This window comes from Pantanalinema rosaneae CENA516, assembly GCF_050753385.1.
GTDB lineage: Bacteria > Cyanobacteriota > Cyanobacteriia > Leptolyngbyales > Leptolyngbyaceae > Pantanalinema > Pantanalinema rosaneae.
This window is the reverse complement of the sequence record NZ_JBLZFZ010000073.1, coordinates 22,353-34,732: the sequence shown is the minus strand read 5'-3', so window position 1 is coordinate 34,732 and position 12,380 is coordinate 22,353. Positions and strand designations below refer to the sequence as shown.

Annotated in this window: 11 protein-coding genes; 4 read left to right on the top strand and 7 right to left on the bottom strand. The window is 50.7% G+C overall.

The window, feature by feature from the left end:
• Positions 1-129 precede the first annotated feature (129 nt).
• Positions 130-1,875, top strand: a complete 1,746-nt coding sequence (locus ACN4EK_RS28055) for a flotillin family protein (RefSeq protein ID WP_431661717.1) — start codon at positions 130-132, stop codon at positions 1,873-1,875.
• A 9-nt stretch (positions 1,876-1,884) separates the two neighbouring features.
• Here the strand turns inward: ACN4EK_RS28055 and ACN4EK_RS28050 are convergent, their stop codons facing one another.
• The 5 genes from ACN4EK_RS28050 to ACN4EK_RS28030 all read right to left on the bottom strand — a co-directional run bounded on the left by ACN4EK_RS28050 (position 1,885) and on the right by ACN4EK_RS28030 (position 7,929).
• Positions 1,885-2,523 (bottom strand): lysophospholipid acyltransferase family protein, encoded by a 639-nt coding sequence (locus ACN4EK_RS28050; RefSeq protein ID WP_431661716.1) that lies wholly within the window; start codon positions 2,521-2,523, stop codon positions 1,885-1,887.
• A 105-nt stretch (positions 2,524-2,628) separates the two neighbouring features.
• Complete coding sequence (locus tag ACN4EK_RS28045) at positions 2,629-3,123, bottom strand: thiol-disulfide oxidoreductase DCC family protein (protein WP_431661715.1); 495 nt, start codon at positions 3,121-3,123, stop codon at positions 2,629-2,631.
• A 44-nt stretch (positions 3,124-3,167) separates the two neighbouring features.
• Positions 3,168-4,088: an ROK family protein gene (locus ACN4EK_RS28040; RefSeq protein WP_431661714.1), complete on the bottom strand. Its 921-nt coding sequence runs from the start codon at positions 4,086-4,088 to the stop codon at positions 3,168-3,170.
• Between the two features lie 100 nt (positions 4,089-4,188).
• Positions 4,189-4,782 (bottom strand): hypothetical protein, encoded by a 594-nt coding sequence (locus ACN4EK_RS28035; protein WP_431661712.1) that lies wholly within the window; start codon positions 4,780-4,782, stop codon positions 4,189-4,191.
• A 105-nt stretch (positions 4,783-4,887) separates the two neighbouring features.
• Positions 4,888-7,929, bottom strand: coding sequence for a tetratricopeptide repeat protein (locus ACN4EK_RS28030; protein WP_431661711.1), 3,042 nt, complete (start codon positions 7,927-7,929; stop codon positions 4,888-4,890).
• Positions 7,930-8,374: 445 nt separating this feature from the next.
• Between ACN4EK_RS28030 and ACN4EK_RS28025 the strand changes: the two genes are divergently transcribed.
• From ACN4EK_RS28025 to ACN4EK_RS28015, 3 genes are all read left to right on the top strand, one after another.
• Positions 8,375-9,163: a cobyrinic acid a,c-diamide synthase gene (locus ACN4EK_RS28025; RefSeq protein ID WP_431661709.1), complete on the top strand. Its 789-nt coding sequence runs from the start codon at positions 8,375-8,377 to the stop codon at positions 9,161-9,163.
• Positions 9,164-9,352: 189 nt separating this feature from the next.
• Positions 9,353-10,000: a DUF4333 domain-containing protein gene (locus ACN4EK_RS28020; protein WP_431661708.1), complete on the top strand. Its 648-nt coding sequence runs from the start codon at positions 9,353-9,355 to the stop codon at positions 9,998-10,000.
• A 152-nt stretch (positions 10,001-10,152) separates the two neighbouring features.
• The gene (locus tag ACN4EK_RS28015) at positions 10,153-10,464 is read left to right on the top strand and encodes an RNA recognition motif domain-containing protein (RefSeq protein ID WP_431661707.1); all 312 of its coding nucleotides are present in this window, start codon (positions 10,153-10,155) and stop codon (positions 10,462-10,464) included.
• 101 nt (positions 10,465-10,565) lie between these two features.
• Here the strand turns inward: ACN4EK_RS28015 and ACN4EK_RS28010 are convergent, their stop codons facing one another.
• Together ACN4EK_RS28010 and ACN4EK_RS28005 are read right to left on the bottom strand one after the other, a co-directional pair.
• Positions 10,566-11,375, bottom strand: a complete 810-nt coding sequence (locus ACN4EK_RS28010) for an ABC transporter permease (RefSeq protein ID WP_431661705.1) — start codon at positions 11,373-11,375, stop codon at positions 10,566-10,568.
• A gap of 41 nt (positions 11,376-11,416) precedes the next feature.
• Positions 11,417-12,316 carry an ABC transporter permease gene (locus tag ACN4EK_RS28005; protein WP_431661704.1) on the bottom strand — a complete coding sequence of 300 codons (900 nt, stop codon included), beginning with the start codon at positions 12,314-12,316 and terminating at the stop codon, positions 11,417-11,419.
• Positions 12,317-12,380 lie beyond the last annotated feature (64 nt).

Here is a 12,380-nt window from a genome sequence, read left to right as displayed (position 1 = left end):
AGATGTGTATAAGAGACAGCCCCCAACACCTCCCTCAACACCCCCACCTCACTCACTCCCTCTATCTCCCCCACCCTCGCCCAAACCGGAGCCGCCGATCTCAGCACCGGACTGCTCTTCTTCCCTGGCTTGGTCGCCGGATTAGTTATCCTATTACTCCTCAGCGTCTGGGCATATACACGGGTGTATGTAATCACGCCCAACAACGAAGCCTTTGTGCGGACAGGGGGCATTTTTGCCAAGAAAAAGACTGTGATTTTGAATGGCGGCTGTATTGTGCTGCCCGGATTCCATGAACTGACTCGCGTCCCGTTGCGGGAAATTTCCATTGATGTGGAGCGGACTGGTAAGTTGGCTGTCCGCACCAAGGATTACCTGCGGGCAGATATGCGAGTGACCTTCTATGTCTGCATCAATGCCAACGAAGAGGATGTGCTAACCGCCGCCGCCCGCCTATCGCAAAACAATCGGATTACCCCAGATGATATTAAAAATGCCTTAGAGAAACGGGCAGACGATGCCATTCGCGCCGCCGCCAAAAATAAGGATCTGGCAGAAGTCGATTCCGATAAACTAGGGTTCGCGCAGGAAGTGCTGAATCTGATGCAGCAAGACATCAGCAAAGTGGGATTGACGCTTAACAACATCGCCATCTCCGAGATTCAAGAAAGCGACACCTACGACGAAAATAATTTCTTTGATTCTCAAGGGGTACGGCTCCGTACCGAAACCATTCAACGATCGATCCAGCAAAAACGGGAAGTGGAACTCTCGACTCAGGTCGCCATTGAACAAAAAGAACTGGATGCCCAGAAACGATCGCTGCAAATTGCCCAGGAAAAGGAAAGCGCTCGGTTGGCTCAACACTTGCAGATTGAAGCCTTAACCGCCCAACGCGATCGCGAAATTCAAGAAGCCAAAGCTAAAGAAGCGGCTGCCACCCAACGGGCGCAAATTCTGCAAGCGAAGGCAGTGGAGGAAGAAGAAATTCGCCGCAAGTTGTCGGTTCAACAAAGTCAAATTGATGCCGACATTGCCTTAGAAGAACGCAACAAACAACTTAAGGTAACGCAAGCTCTCCAACAGCAAGAAGCGGAAGTTGCTGAAATTACCCGTCAACAAACCGTAGAGGCAAGTCGGCTCCAGGCTCAAGTGCAAATTGCCGAATCCGATCGCTTGGCTCGGTTAGCTCAGGAAGATGTGGCGATCGCCGTGGCGACAAAACGCAAAGATAGCTTTTTAGCCGAAGCCGCTCGGGCAAAAGCCGAATCCTCGGTGACTACAGCCACTGAAGTCGAAAAAGCGGAACGGAGTAAACAGTTAGCCCTGATCGCTGCCGAACAGGAAGCCCAGGAAAAACGAGTTCTCGATCAAAACGTGGTGGAAATTGATGCTTTCCGGCGCAGACGGCAGGCAGAAATTGCCCAACAAGCCGCCGAACTGGAAGCAGAAGCGATTCGGACCTTAGCCGATGCCAATCGGGATAAAGCCCTAGCCGAAGCCGATGGCATCCGCGCCCAGATGGAAGCGAAGAATGTGATCAGCAATCCCAACTTAGTTGCCAATTTGGTGATCACACTATTCCCGGAAATCGCCGATCGCCTGCCCGAAATCCTGCAAGCCCTGGCTCCCCAACCGGGAGTTTTGGGGGATGCCCGGATTTACTCCTTCCCAGGTGCCAACGGCAACGGTAACGGCGGAGCCGCCCAGGATGTGAATAAACTTCTGCTCTCCACCAGTGGCTTATCGTTAATTAACACCCTGCTTGAAGATGGCAAACTCGGAACACTGTTCACGCAACTAAAACAGGTGTTGCGAGATGGCGAGAGTAACGGTAGCACGATCGTGGTGACGAATCCCGATGAGATCGCTTAAGCGTAACAGCTAGCGTCCCAAGTCATGCATGGCATTAATCACATCAGCACAGCGTTGTGTGACCGCTTCCAACTCCTGGCGATCGGTGGAGGCGGGGGGAGGAATCACTTCGCCAATCCGCACCGTCAGGGGCACAGGACGGGGTACTGCCGACCCTTTCCGAATAATGGCATGGGTGCCCCATAAACTCACAGGTACTAGAGCCGCTTGGGCTTTGGCAGCAATCATCGCTGCTCCCAACTTTGCATCCGTCACCCGTCCATCGGGGGTACGTGTCCCTGTGATAAATACCCCCGCCGCCCAACCTTGATCCAGCGAGGCTAATGCGGCTCGAATGGCACTGCGATCGGCGGAACCCCGCTTAACTGGATAGGCACCGTACAAAGTAATCGCTTGCTTCAACAAGGGCACTTGAAATAGTTCCTCCTTTGCCATATATGCCACCGGACGACGGACACAAGCCGATAAAATTGGTGGATCAAAATCACTGGCATGGTTGCTAACCACAATTAGCCGTCCCCGCCGTGGCACATTGTTTGCCCCATAAATCCGTCCCCGAAAATAGAGATGAAACATGGGGCTAACCACCGACCATTTGAACACATGGTAAAGCAGCAGGCTAATGGCAGGTTCACGATCGCGACTCATAGCAGTGATAAATACAGTTAGCCAAAGGCTATCACTAATTTTTCGCAGAAACAGCAGAAATTCTCCCGAGCTACAGGCAAGCCCTGGAGGTGCAGGCTCCGCAACCTACTCAGGTAGCCGACACCGTCCCTCAATCTGACACTCTAACCGGGCTTGGCGATCGCGAACGATCGTGTCCAGATTTGGTCGTCCGGTTAACGTCAACCGCCAGTCTGCCCAAATCCCGTATAACCAGTCAGCGATCGCTCCGAGCAGGGGCAATTTGGTCACGGCATAAATCCAACCCATGCCTAAAATCTCGTAAACCCGCCGGAAGACTTCGACATCCTTGATCACCGTACCATCCGGGAGTACCGCATGAATTCGTCCCATTGCTGTCTCAAAATCCACTCCCCCGTTCTGATCCGGCGAGTAGCGATCGTCGGCAATATCCACAAACGTGACTAATCCCCGCCCCGCATCCCGTCGCCGCAGGAAGTTGACCTCTCGCATACACAACGGACATTCGCTGTCATACAACAATTTGATCTGCCAGGAATCGGCAGCGATCGGGGCCTGAGTACCAGCAATTTCAGGAGCAGTCTTCTTAGCCGAAACCATAAGCAATGTCAACGTTACCCAAGTACAGAGTTGCCTCTCGTATTCTAAGCCGCTGGCACTGGATTCAGGGATTGCCATGCCAACCGCGCCGCCCCCACCATCCCGGCTTGATTACCTAACTCCGCCTTAAGGAGTTGCAATCCCGCGCGAGAACTGGGCAACACCCGCCGTTCAATTTCCGTTTGCATCGCCGGGAAGAAAAATTCCGCACTGGCACTAACCCCGCCACCAATAATCACGGCTTCTGGAGTCAACACATAAATTAAACTGGCTAATCCTGCCCCTAAATCCCGCCCATAACTCTGCCAAAACTCTAAGGCTGTGGCATCTCCCGCGATCGCCAGTTGCCCCAGTGCTTCCGGTTCTAACCCAGTGCGACGACGAATCGCTGTGACCGCAGCATACTGCTCCAACGATCCCTGATTGCCACTATTACAGGGTGGCCCATCCGGATTCAGGGTAATTAAGCCCAATTCCCCTGCTGTGCCGTGATGTCCGACAAACAGCTTGCCATCCAGAATAATCGCCCCACCGACCCCCGTCCCTAAGGTTAGGAGAATCAAATGGCGAAACCAGCGTCCCGCTCCTAACCAGGCTTCCCCTAACCCAGCACAGTTGGCATCATTGGCAATTACCGTCGATCGTCCGGTCTTCGCTTCCAGCCAGTCCGCTAACGGCACATCCTGCCACCCACTTAAGTTAATCGCCACCCGCGCTATCCGACCCGCCGCATCCGCCGGCCCCGGTGTGCCTACCCCGATCGCCTGGGCATGATGGTCAGGATCAACCTGGTCGATCGCCTCTACCATCGCCAGCAATACCGCTTCTGGAGTGGCAGGTTGGGGAGTTGGAACGGTCAAGGTTTGCAAGCAGGTACCATCCCGAGTAAAACGCCCCAGTTTAATCGCTGTCCCTCCTAAATCAATCCCCAACACCTGGGGAGAATGCAAAGATTCCTGCTCCATACAATGATGACCGTTCCGTTATTGCCAGAGGTGATTCATTGGGTTGTAGTCACTAATCGCCTAGGGCGAATAACTCTAACGACCATACCCTAATCCCTGGTTACTGATCAGCCATTTTAGGGGAATTGAGGAGCGGTTTGACTTCTTTTGAAAACTGGAGATGGGCTGTGGTATCCAGGGTTGGCTGCGATCCCCTAGCACTTTGAGCTTGAGGCAGATCCAGATCCAGCGTTTGCAGATGATAGTTGGGGTGCTGTAGCGGTCTTTCGCCAAAATTCAGCCAGGTTACTTCTTGCGCCGTTTGTAACTGCGTCTCAGTAACGCCAAACACTAGAGGTTGATTAGAGGCAACTTGACCTTGAGTAGACAGTTTCTTCAACGTCAACAAGGCATCGGTCATTTGCTCAACTTGGTTGAGGGAATGATCCAACGAAAATCGTTGGTTCCAGCCGAAAGAGCTAGTGGACTGAAGTAGCCTGACTGATGGGGTTGCAGCCGTGACCCGTTGAGCCGTTGGCGAGGATAGGCTAACTGGACGGGAACGCAAATTGAGTAGCTTCATGGTTGTCATCATGCCAACCCGAGCCGTTTGGTTACGGAACATTTGCTGAGAAGCCGCCTGAAATGAACTCGCTCCCAGCAACGCCAGGGTGACTAAACTAGCGGTAGCGAGTAAATAGGCTTGAGGTTTCATCAACGGTCTCCGACAGGGTGAATGGATGTCACAATTTAAACTTCGCTGATCCTGCGTTAACTTCCGACAAACTTTGAGCTAAATCGATGAAGTTTCCGTTAATTCTTAAGGAGTCAGAGCTGTTCGCACTACTTGTTCATAGAACTGCTCTAAGGCAGTGATGCAGGTTTGATCGTCATACAGGTGAGAGAACCGATCGCGCATGGTTTGCACAATCTGATTTCTCCAGACCCGATCGAACCCCAACCGGGTCGAGATCGCGATGTAGTCGGCTTCAGTTTGGGCGATTGTATCGGTGACTCCGAGCATTTTGAGGATGGCGTAGGAATGCCGACCTCGCATAAACCGACTGGGTAGGGTGACAATCGGTAGCCCACAGGCGATCGCTTCTAACGTAGTATGCCCCCCTGACCACCCCATCGTATCCAAGAAGACATCCGCCAGTTGATTAAGATTCCAATAAGCGGTTTGTGGTTGAGGCGGTAGAATTACGCAGAAGTCCTCACTATTCAAACCCACTGCCGCAAACGATCGCTGTAAGCGTTGGCGAAATTGCTCCGCGACAAACGCATTCGGACGCGCAATAAACACAAACTGCGCCTGGGGAATTTGCTGAGCGATCGCAACCCACACCGCATCCTGTTGGGGCAAAATTTTACACAGCGTTTGGCAAACCAGATACACCACCGCCTCCTCCCGTAACTGAAACGCCGATCGGGGCTGAGTCAGTTCCGGCACACTCGGCTGTGGATAGGCGATCGCCAGGTTAGCAACCCGGACTAAGGTTTCCGAATAATGGGCTTGAGCATTGGGTGGTTCCATCAAGTCACTGGAGAGAAAGTAGTCCACCGTCGGTAATCCCGAGGTCACAGGATGCATCCAGGAAGAACACTGGACTGGAGCAAGTCGCAATGCCGCCAATTGGGTCATCAAGGGCTGCATCCCGATCTCGGGAAACACTAACACATGCAGGTTGTCTGCCCGGATTTGCTGACAGACCGCTTCTAGATCATCCGGGATTTGATAGAAGGCATCACTGTGCGATCGCACCGCTTGGGTCAAGGCATCATTTTTGGGAAACACATGGTAGGTATGAATGGCAAACCGAGTGCGATCGTGGCGCAGGAACCAGCCCCGCATCAGTTTGCCCACCGTATGTTCTGAGAAACAGCCCGAAACATAACCAACGCGAATGCGATCGGATACAGGGGGCATCGACAATGGTTGCACCCACTGGGGATAATTGGCAGCCATAATCCCATGCAGCCATTGACCATACTGCTTTTGCAAGTCTCGATCGTTCTCATTTTGATAAGCCAGCAGAAAATTCAGATGCCGAGCGATCGCCTGTAGTCCCTTTAGCCGCAGAGTGGGATTTGCCCAATTCCGCTGCTGTGTCACGGTTGCCAGACCCTTAATGTAACGTTGCCGATACTGCTGAATGTCGGCGGGAGTTTGATACAAAATCGGTAGTAAGAGGTGTTGTTGCAGTTGAAATAGAACTTCATCCGGTAGGTGTTGGGCAGATTGTCTGGCTTCTGCGATCGCCGCCTCGGTGTCACCCAACTCTTGCAACGCCAAAATCAGTTGAGTGCGTAAGTGAGGCTCATCAGGATACTGAGCAATCCCGGCTCGGCACAGCGGTACCACGCGATCGTACTGCTGTAACTGACCAAAACAATCTGCTAAAGCCGCATACACGGCTAGTTCTGCCTCTCCCTGCGCTAAGACATCTTCAAGATGGGGAATTGCTTCGGGATAATGGCGGCGTTGATACAACGTATTCCCGACAAATAGAGCCGCTTGCGTTGGGTCAGTGGCTAATTGGCGGGCAAACTCCAGATTTTCCAGAATATCGGCGTTATCGGGATCCCGTTCCAGGGCGGTTTCATAACTGGCGATCGCTAGTTCAACCTGCCGTTGGAGCAGCAATGTATTACCTAAGTTCAAATACAAACCGGGAGAGTCCGAGCTAATTTCTACAGCGCGGCGAAAGATCAGTTCTGCCTGGTGGGGATCGCCATGCTCAGTCACTAAATTGCCGAGATTACTATAGGCATCCATAAACGTCGGCTCCAGGGCGATCGCCTGTTGATAGGACTGCCCTGCCCCCGCAATATCCCCTATTTTTTCTAGCACTAGCCCCAGACTGTAGTGATAGGTAGCGTTCGCCGCCTCTAATTCCAGTGCCTTCGCGATCGCGGCTTGAGCCTCCCGGTAGCGCTCCATTTGGTAATACAGCATGCCCAGATCATGCCAACTGACCGCATCCTGGTCATCCCCTTGCAAAATGTTGAGATAAAGTGGTTCGGCTTCACTCAGTTTTCCGATCTGTTGCCACTCTAAAGCTTGCTGTCGCCACCGCTCCAAACTCATGTCGGTTTTGGAGGGTTGATCAGCGGCTGACAGGTCAGATAACGCTTGCAGCAATGGCAGCTTTCGTTGTTTTTCCAGATCTGACCATTGATAGTGATGGGCAGTCTGCACATCCCATCTTAATACCTGAATGCCATTCCCAAAACTAGGATGATTAGGCTCTGGAGTAGACAAATCCAGTAGTAAATCACACTGAGGATGAGCCGCAATAAAATCCCAATTTGCCTGCTGTACGGCATCCCGATTCCGGTTATCCACAATCATCAAGGCGCGGTCGGCTAGAAACGATTTTGCTAACAGCAATCCCATCATCTGCGATCGATAATCATCGGCAGCATGATAGAAATAAACCCCGATGCGATCGTCGGTTTGCAACTCCCGAACATCAGCAAAAAATGCTTCAAAATCCTGATTACAGAAAAAAACTTGGTTCTCTAAATCGAAAGTAGTTAGATTCTGTATAAGTTGGTTGAGATTTTCAACGTCAATGCCAAATTCAGAGAACTGATCAACAGCGTAAGCCATGCGATCGGTGTGATCCAGCAGCGCCCCAATGACCGTTGCTCCCTGAAAACAACCGACCTCGCAATACACCTCCCCTGGTTCCATACAAGCGACGGCAAAATTGAGCAGTTGCAGGACACCTGGGGTAGTCATACCTGTCACCTGCTGGAGTACCGCTTGAAACCGATCGTCCTGCGGCTGCACAGAGGCTTGTCCCCAATGGCTGTAGAAATCAGGAAGATAATGAATGAATTTTTGATAATCCATTGGTGATACCTGAGTAGAAACACGGAACCCAGTCAAGCAAGCGCAATTGCATCCTCCTCCTATCATGCCCCCATCTTGCTATCTCGATCGCCCTCAGTAGTGTCAGTAGCAATTACATCAACTTATTACAATCGTAGTTCCACCATGTTCAGGCAGAAAATCCTGGGGAACAATAGAGATAGGGTGTACCTCTTTTTGTCTCGCTTCTGTCCCCGTGTTCTGTGCAGTCCAGTGCTTCTTCAATTATTGAAAATGAATCATCAATCCAGGTGAAATTTTGCCGTGGCTTTGAGCCAGCAAATTTTCCTGATCACCCCTATCCCTCAAGGGATTTACTATAAAGTCGATCGATTTGGCGCATTCGCATCAAGCAAGCTGTCAAATCTTATCGCTGTTGGAATTGGTTTAAGGATTAACGTTTTTATATTGATCACTGCAATTGGATATGGATAGGCATCTAGGCGATACCGTTTCTGTAGAATTACTGAGTTCAGCCAGTTTGTTATCTCGCTTGCCCCCCGAAGCTCAGACATGGGCAGAAGGATTGGGTTGGACAGAACGCCGCTACGTCCTATCCCTATGCCACCTGATGTGTGCCGCCTCACCCGAGATGCAAGCTGAGTTTTTAGATGACTATACGGCGGATGGCTTAGTCTCTAAAATTTTGGAAGATCGTGATACCAAACAAAAGGTTAAAGACTATTTAGAACACTTTGGCATTAAAACGGAGCTAACTACAGGTTTACTCCGGAGCTATATCCGGCAATTTTACATCCACTCTGCTCAAGATGTCCGCCGACAGCCTGATCTCTATCTAGAATCAGCGTTACGGTTAGTCATGAGTACCGAAGAGCGAAATAACGTATTTAATTATATTTTGGGGTTTGAGCTAATTAAAATGATGTTTCGCATGAGTTGGTATCAGCACGAAAAGCTATACAAACTTCAACGCAATCAGGATGAATTTATTCATACCTACATTAAGCCAATTCAACATACTCACAAAATCAATAAAATTATCGTGCCCAAGGATGAACATCTATTCTTTGCTCGTCGCGATTATTATGTGAGAAAACCAGAGATTAGTGAGAAAAAATTAATTGAATTAGCGATCGCCACGTTTACCACCGAGATCACAACCAACTTTGGATTTTCGATCATTCGGCATCCCCACTCCCTGGTCTTCGACTATGACTATATTTTTGAGCTAGACCAGGAAGCCATTTTTTCCTGAATCCGGTGAGAACCCGCTGCGACTAGGATATATACCTCACCAATACCTGACGAAGCATCCCCCACCCCACAATCAGGAAATTGCCTTGCATAATAGGGACGGCAGGGTTCGATATCGACAGTGGATTTTCCCGAAACTGACAGACCCTGAATTACATGCTGAGTGGAGGCATCCGTGGAGCGTTGGCGCATGAATCATCTCAATTGGAGGCAACCTGCCACAAAACACCAAAGTCGCGATCGCGGTGGTAGTCAGCGCTGGCAACATCTCCTGCTGAGCCTGGGGGCGATCGCTATCCTGACCAGTTGTACCGAACCACCCACCACCGTCACATCTCCCACCCCCACGCCCCCCACCGCTACTCCGACCGGAATTAATTCCCCAACGCCAGTGGCTAGCCCCACGGCTACTGCCAAACCTGAACCGGTGCAGAAAACTGAGGAGAAATTACGGCAGGAATTTGCCAAAACCCAGGACTTTACCGTTCAGGCAATTAACTGCCCCACCAACCTCACCTTCAAAGCGGGTAGTAATTACGAATGTCAGGTGATTTCCGACGCGGGCATCTTTCCCGTTGTCCTGCAAATGACCGATGCCAAGGGCGATTTTCGCTGGAATACCAAAGGATTATTGCTGCTATCCCGGCTGGAACAATACATCCAGCAAACCGTTAAACAACAGGGGGCGGGTGATGTGCGGGTCGATTGCGGCGGCAAAGCCCGAGTTGCCAAACCTGGTGAAGCATTTCAGTGTAAAGTGACGAATGCCCAAGGTCAGACGCGATCGGCAAAAGTGACTGTAAAAGATGAGCAAGGTGGGGTATTTTTGGCGTTATAGCGGCTTCCTGGGATTTGCTTGCACCGCCTAAACCTGTGTTAAGGTAATGAGCGAGAGTAGATTCCGTTGTAGTGTTTGTCTTTAAGGTTCTGGCAGGCTTCTCTCCGGATTTGCATCTCTACTGCCCTTGTTTAATTTCTGGAGAGAACTCCATGTCGATTTATGTTGGCAACCTGCCCTATCAGGTTACCCAAGAAGATTTAAGTAGTATTTTTGCTGAATATGGTACGGTGAAGCGGGTACAGTTGCCCACCGATCGTGAAACAGGTCGTCCACGCGGGTTCGGCTTTGTGGAAATGTCTACTGATAGCGAAGAAGATGCCGCGATCGAAGCTCTGGATGGAGCAGAGTGGATGGGACGTGATCTGCGGGTCAACAAAGCCAGACCTCGGGAAGACCGGAAGCCTGCCGGTGGTGGTAATGGCTGGTCAAACAAGGGTAGAGGATACTCGGATCGCTACTAAGGAATAGATAGCGACTTGTTGCAGCATTAGTCAGACGTTAATCGGGAGAGATCCGCTTAAATTGAATCTCTCCCGATTCCTTTAGAACTAAATTGAGGCACTTACTGCAATCGTTTTTGCTCGCTGCGGTAGCGAATATATTCAGCAATAAAAAAGACCAATCCAGAAGCCAAAATCAACACAACACTTAAGGCATTAATATCCGGCTTCACTCCAGTCCGAATTCGACCAAAAATTTCGATCGGCAAAGTTCTGACTCCATCTCCGGCAGTAAAACTAGCAATTAAAAAATCATCCATACTCAAAACAAAGGCGAGCAGGCAACCCGACACGATCGCCGGAGCCAGTTCCGGCAATAACACGCGAGTAAACGCCTGGGCTGGAGTTGCCCCTAAATCGAGCGCGGCTTCTTCCAGATGCGGATTAATGCTGTTGATGCGCGTGGATACTACTAAAGCAATGTAGGACAAACAAAAGACGACATGAGCCGCCACGATCGTTCCCCCACTTAACGGGATCGCCGCCGCCGCCAGGAAGACTAAGGTGGCAACCGCGATCGCAATATCAGGAATGATCAGCGGCAAATAGGCAATCCCCTGATACAGCCCTTTGCCCGGAAACCGATATCGGGCTAGCCCAACGGCCATGAATGTCCCTAAAACAGCCGCGATCGAGGTAGCACTCACCGCCACAACCAGGCTATTGCGTAAGGCGGTCAAAATCCGGGTATCCGTAAAAAACTGGTGATACCAATTCCAGGTAAATCCCTGCCAGCCAGCACTATAGGGCGATTCGTTGAAGCTATAAACCGCTAACACCACAATTGGCAAATACATAAACCCAAACATTAGCAGCGGCAACAGCATCTGCCAGGACAGGGGAAAGCGCGATCGAGAGTTTGGTTGATCCATTGCAGCGGAATGATAACAGGAGAAATCAGAACGACATCAGGCTATTTTTTCGGGACGGCATCACCATATTTAATTAACAGCGCGATCGCTATGCTAACTGCCAGGATCAGAATCATACTCAGGGCAGAGCCAAACCCCCAATTGCGAGTCGCGCCTAAAAATTGGTTATAGATCAACCGCGCTACGGTCATGCTAGAAGCCCCCCCTAACAGTTCAGGATTGACAAAGTCTCCTAAACAGGTAATGAACACCAGTAAGGATCCAGCCGCTATCCCCGGTAGGGTTTGGGGCACTGTCACCCTTAAGAACGTTTGGATCGGAGTCGCGCCTAAATCCGCCGCCGCTTCCAACAACCGTCGATCCAACTTTTCCAGGGACGCATAGAGAATTAGCACCATGTAGGGCAATAGGCTATAGGTCATGCCAATCACAACCGCCGGTTCTCGATTCAGCAAATCCAACGGTGGTAACCCCAAACGGGTAACGAAGCTATTTAAAATGCCTGTGGGGCGCAGAATCGTGATCCAGGCGTAGGAGCGCAGCAGTGAAGACGTCCATAACGGCAGCACAAACCCCAACAACACCAGATTTTGCCAGCGCTTAGACACCCCTAAGGCAATCCAATACGCCACCGGAAACCCAAATAGCAAACAGAAAAAGGTGGTTGAAGTGGCAAACCAAAACGATCGCAGGACAACCTGTTGATAAATATCATCAAAAATCAGGGCGTAATTCTCTAAGCCCGATGGATTCACGACCTGTCCGGGGCGAATATTCGGCACCAAACTCAGTTCAAAAATCAGCAAGGTGGGAATCACTAACAGGAGTCCCAACCAAATGCCAGCCGGAGCTAACAGAAACAAAGGCTCCAGCCATTTTGGCAGCGCCGTTTGACGGTCTAAGCTCGATTTTGGAGTCAGGGGGGGAGATTGACCAGCCATGAATTCACCGGAGAAAAGAGAAAAATTAGCGATACCTTGTGACGAACAGTGACCCTACATCCAT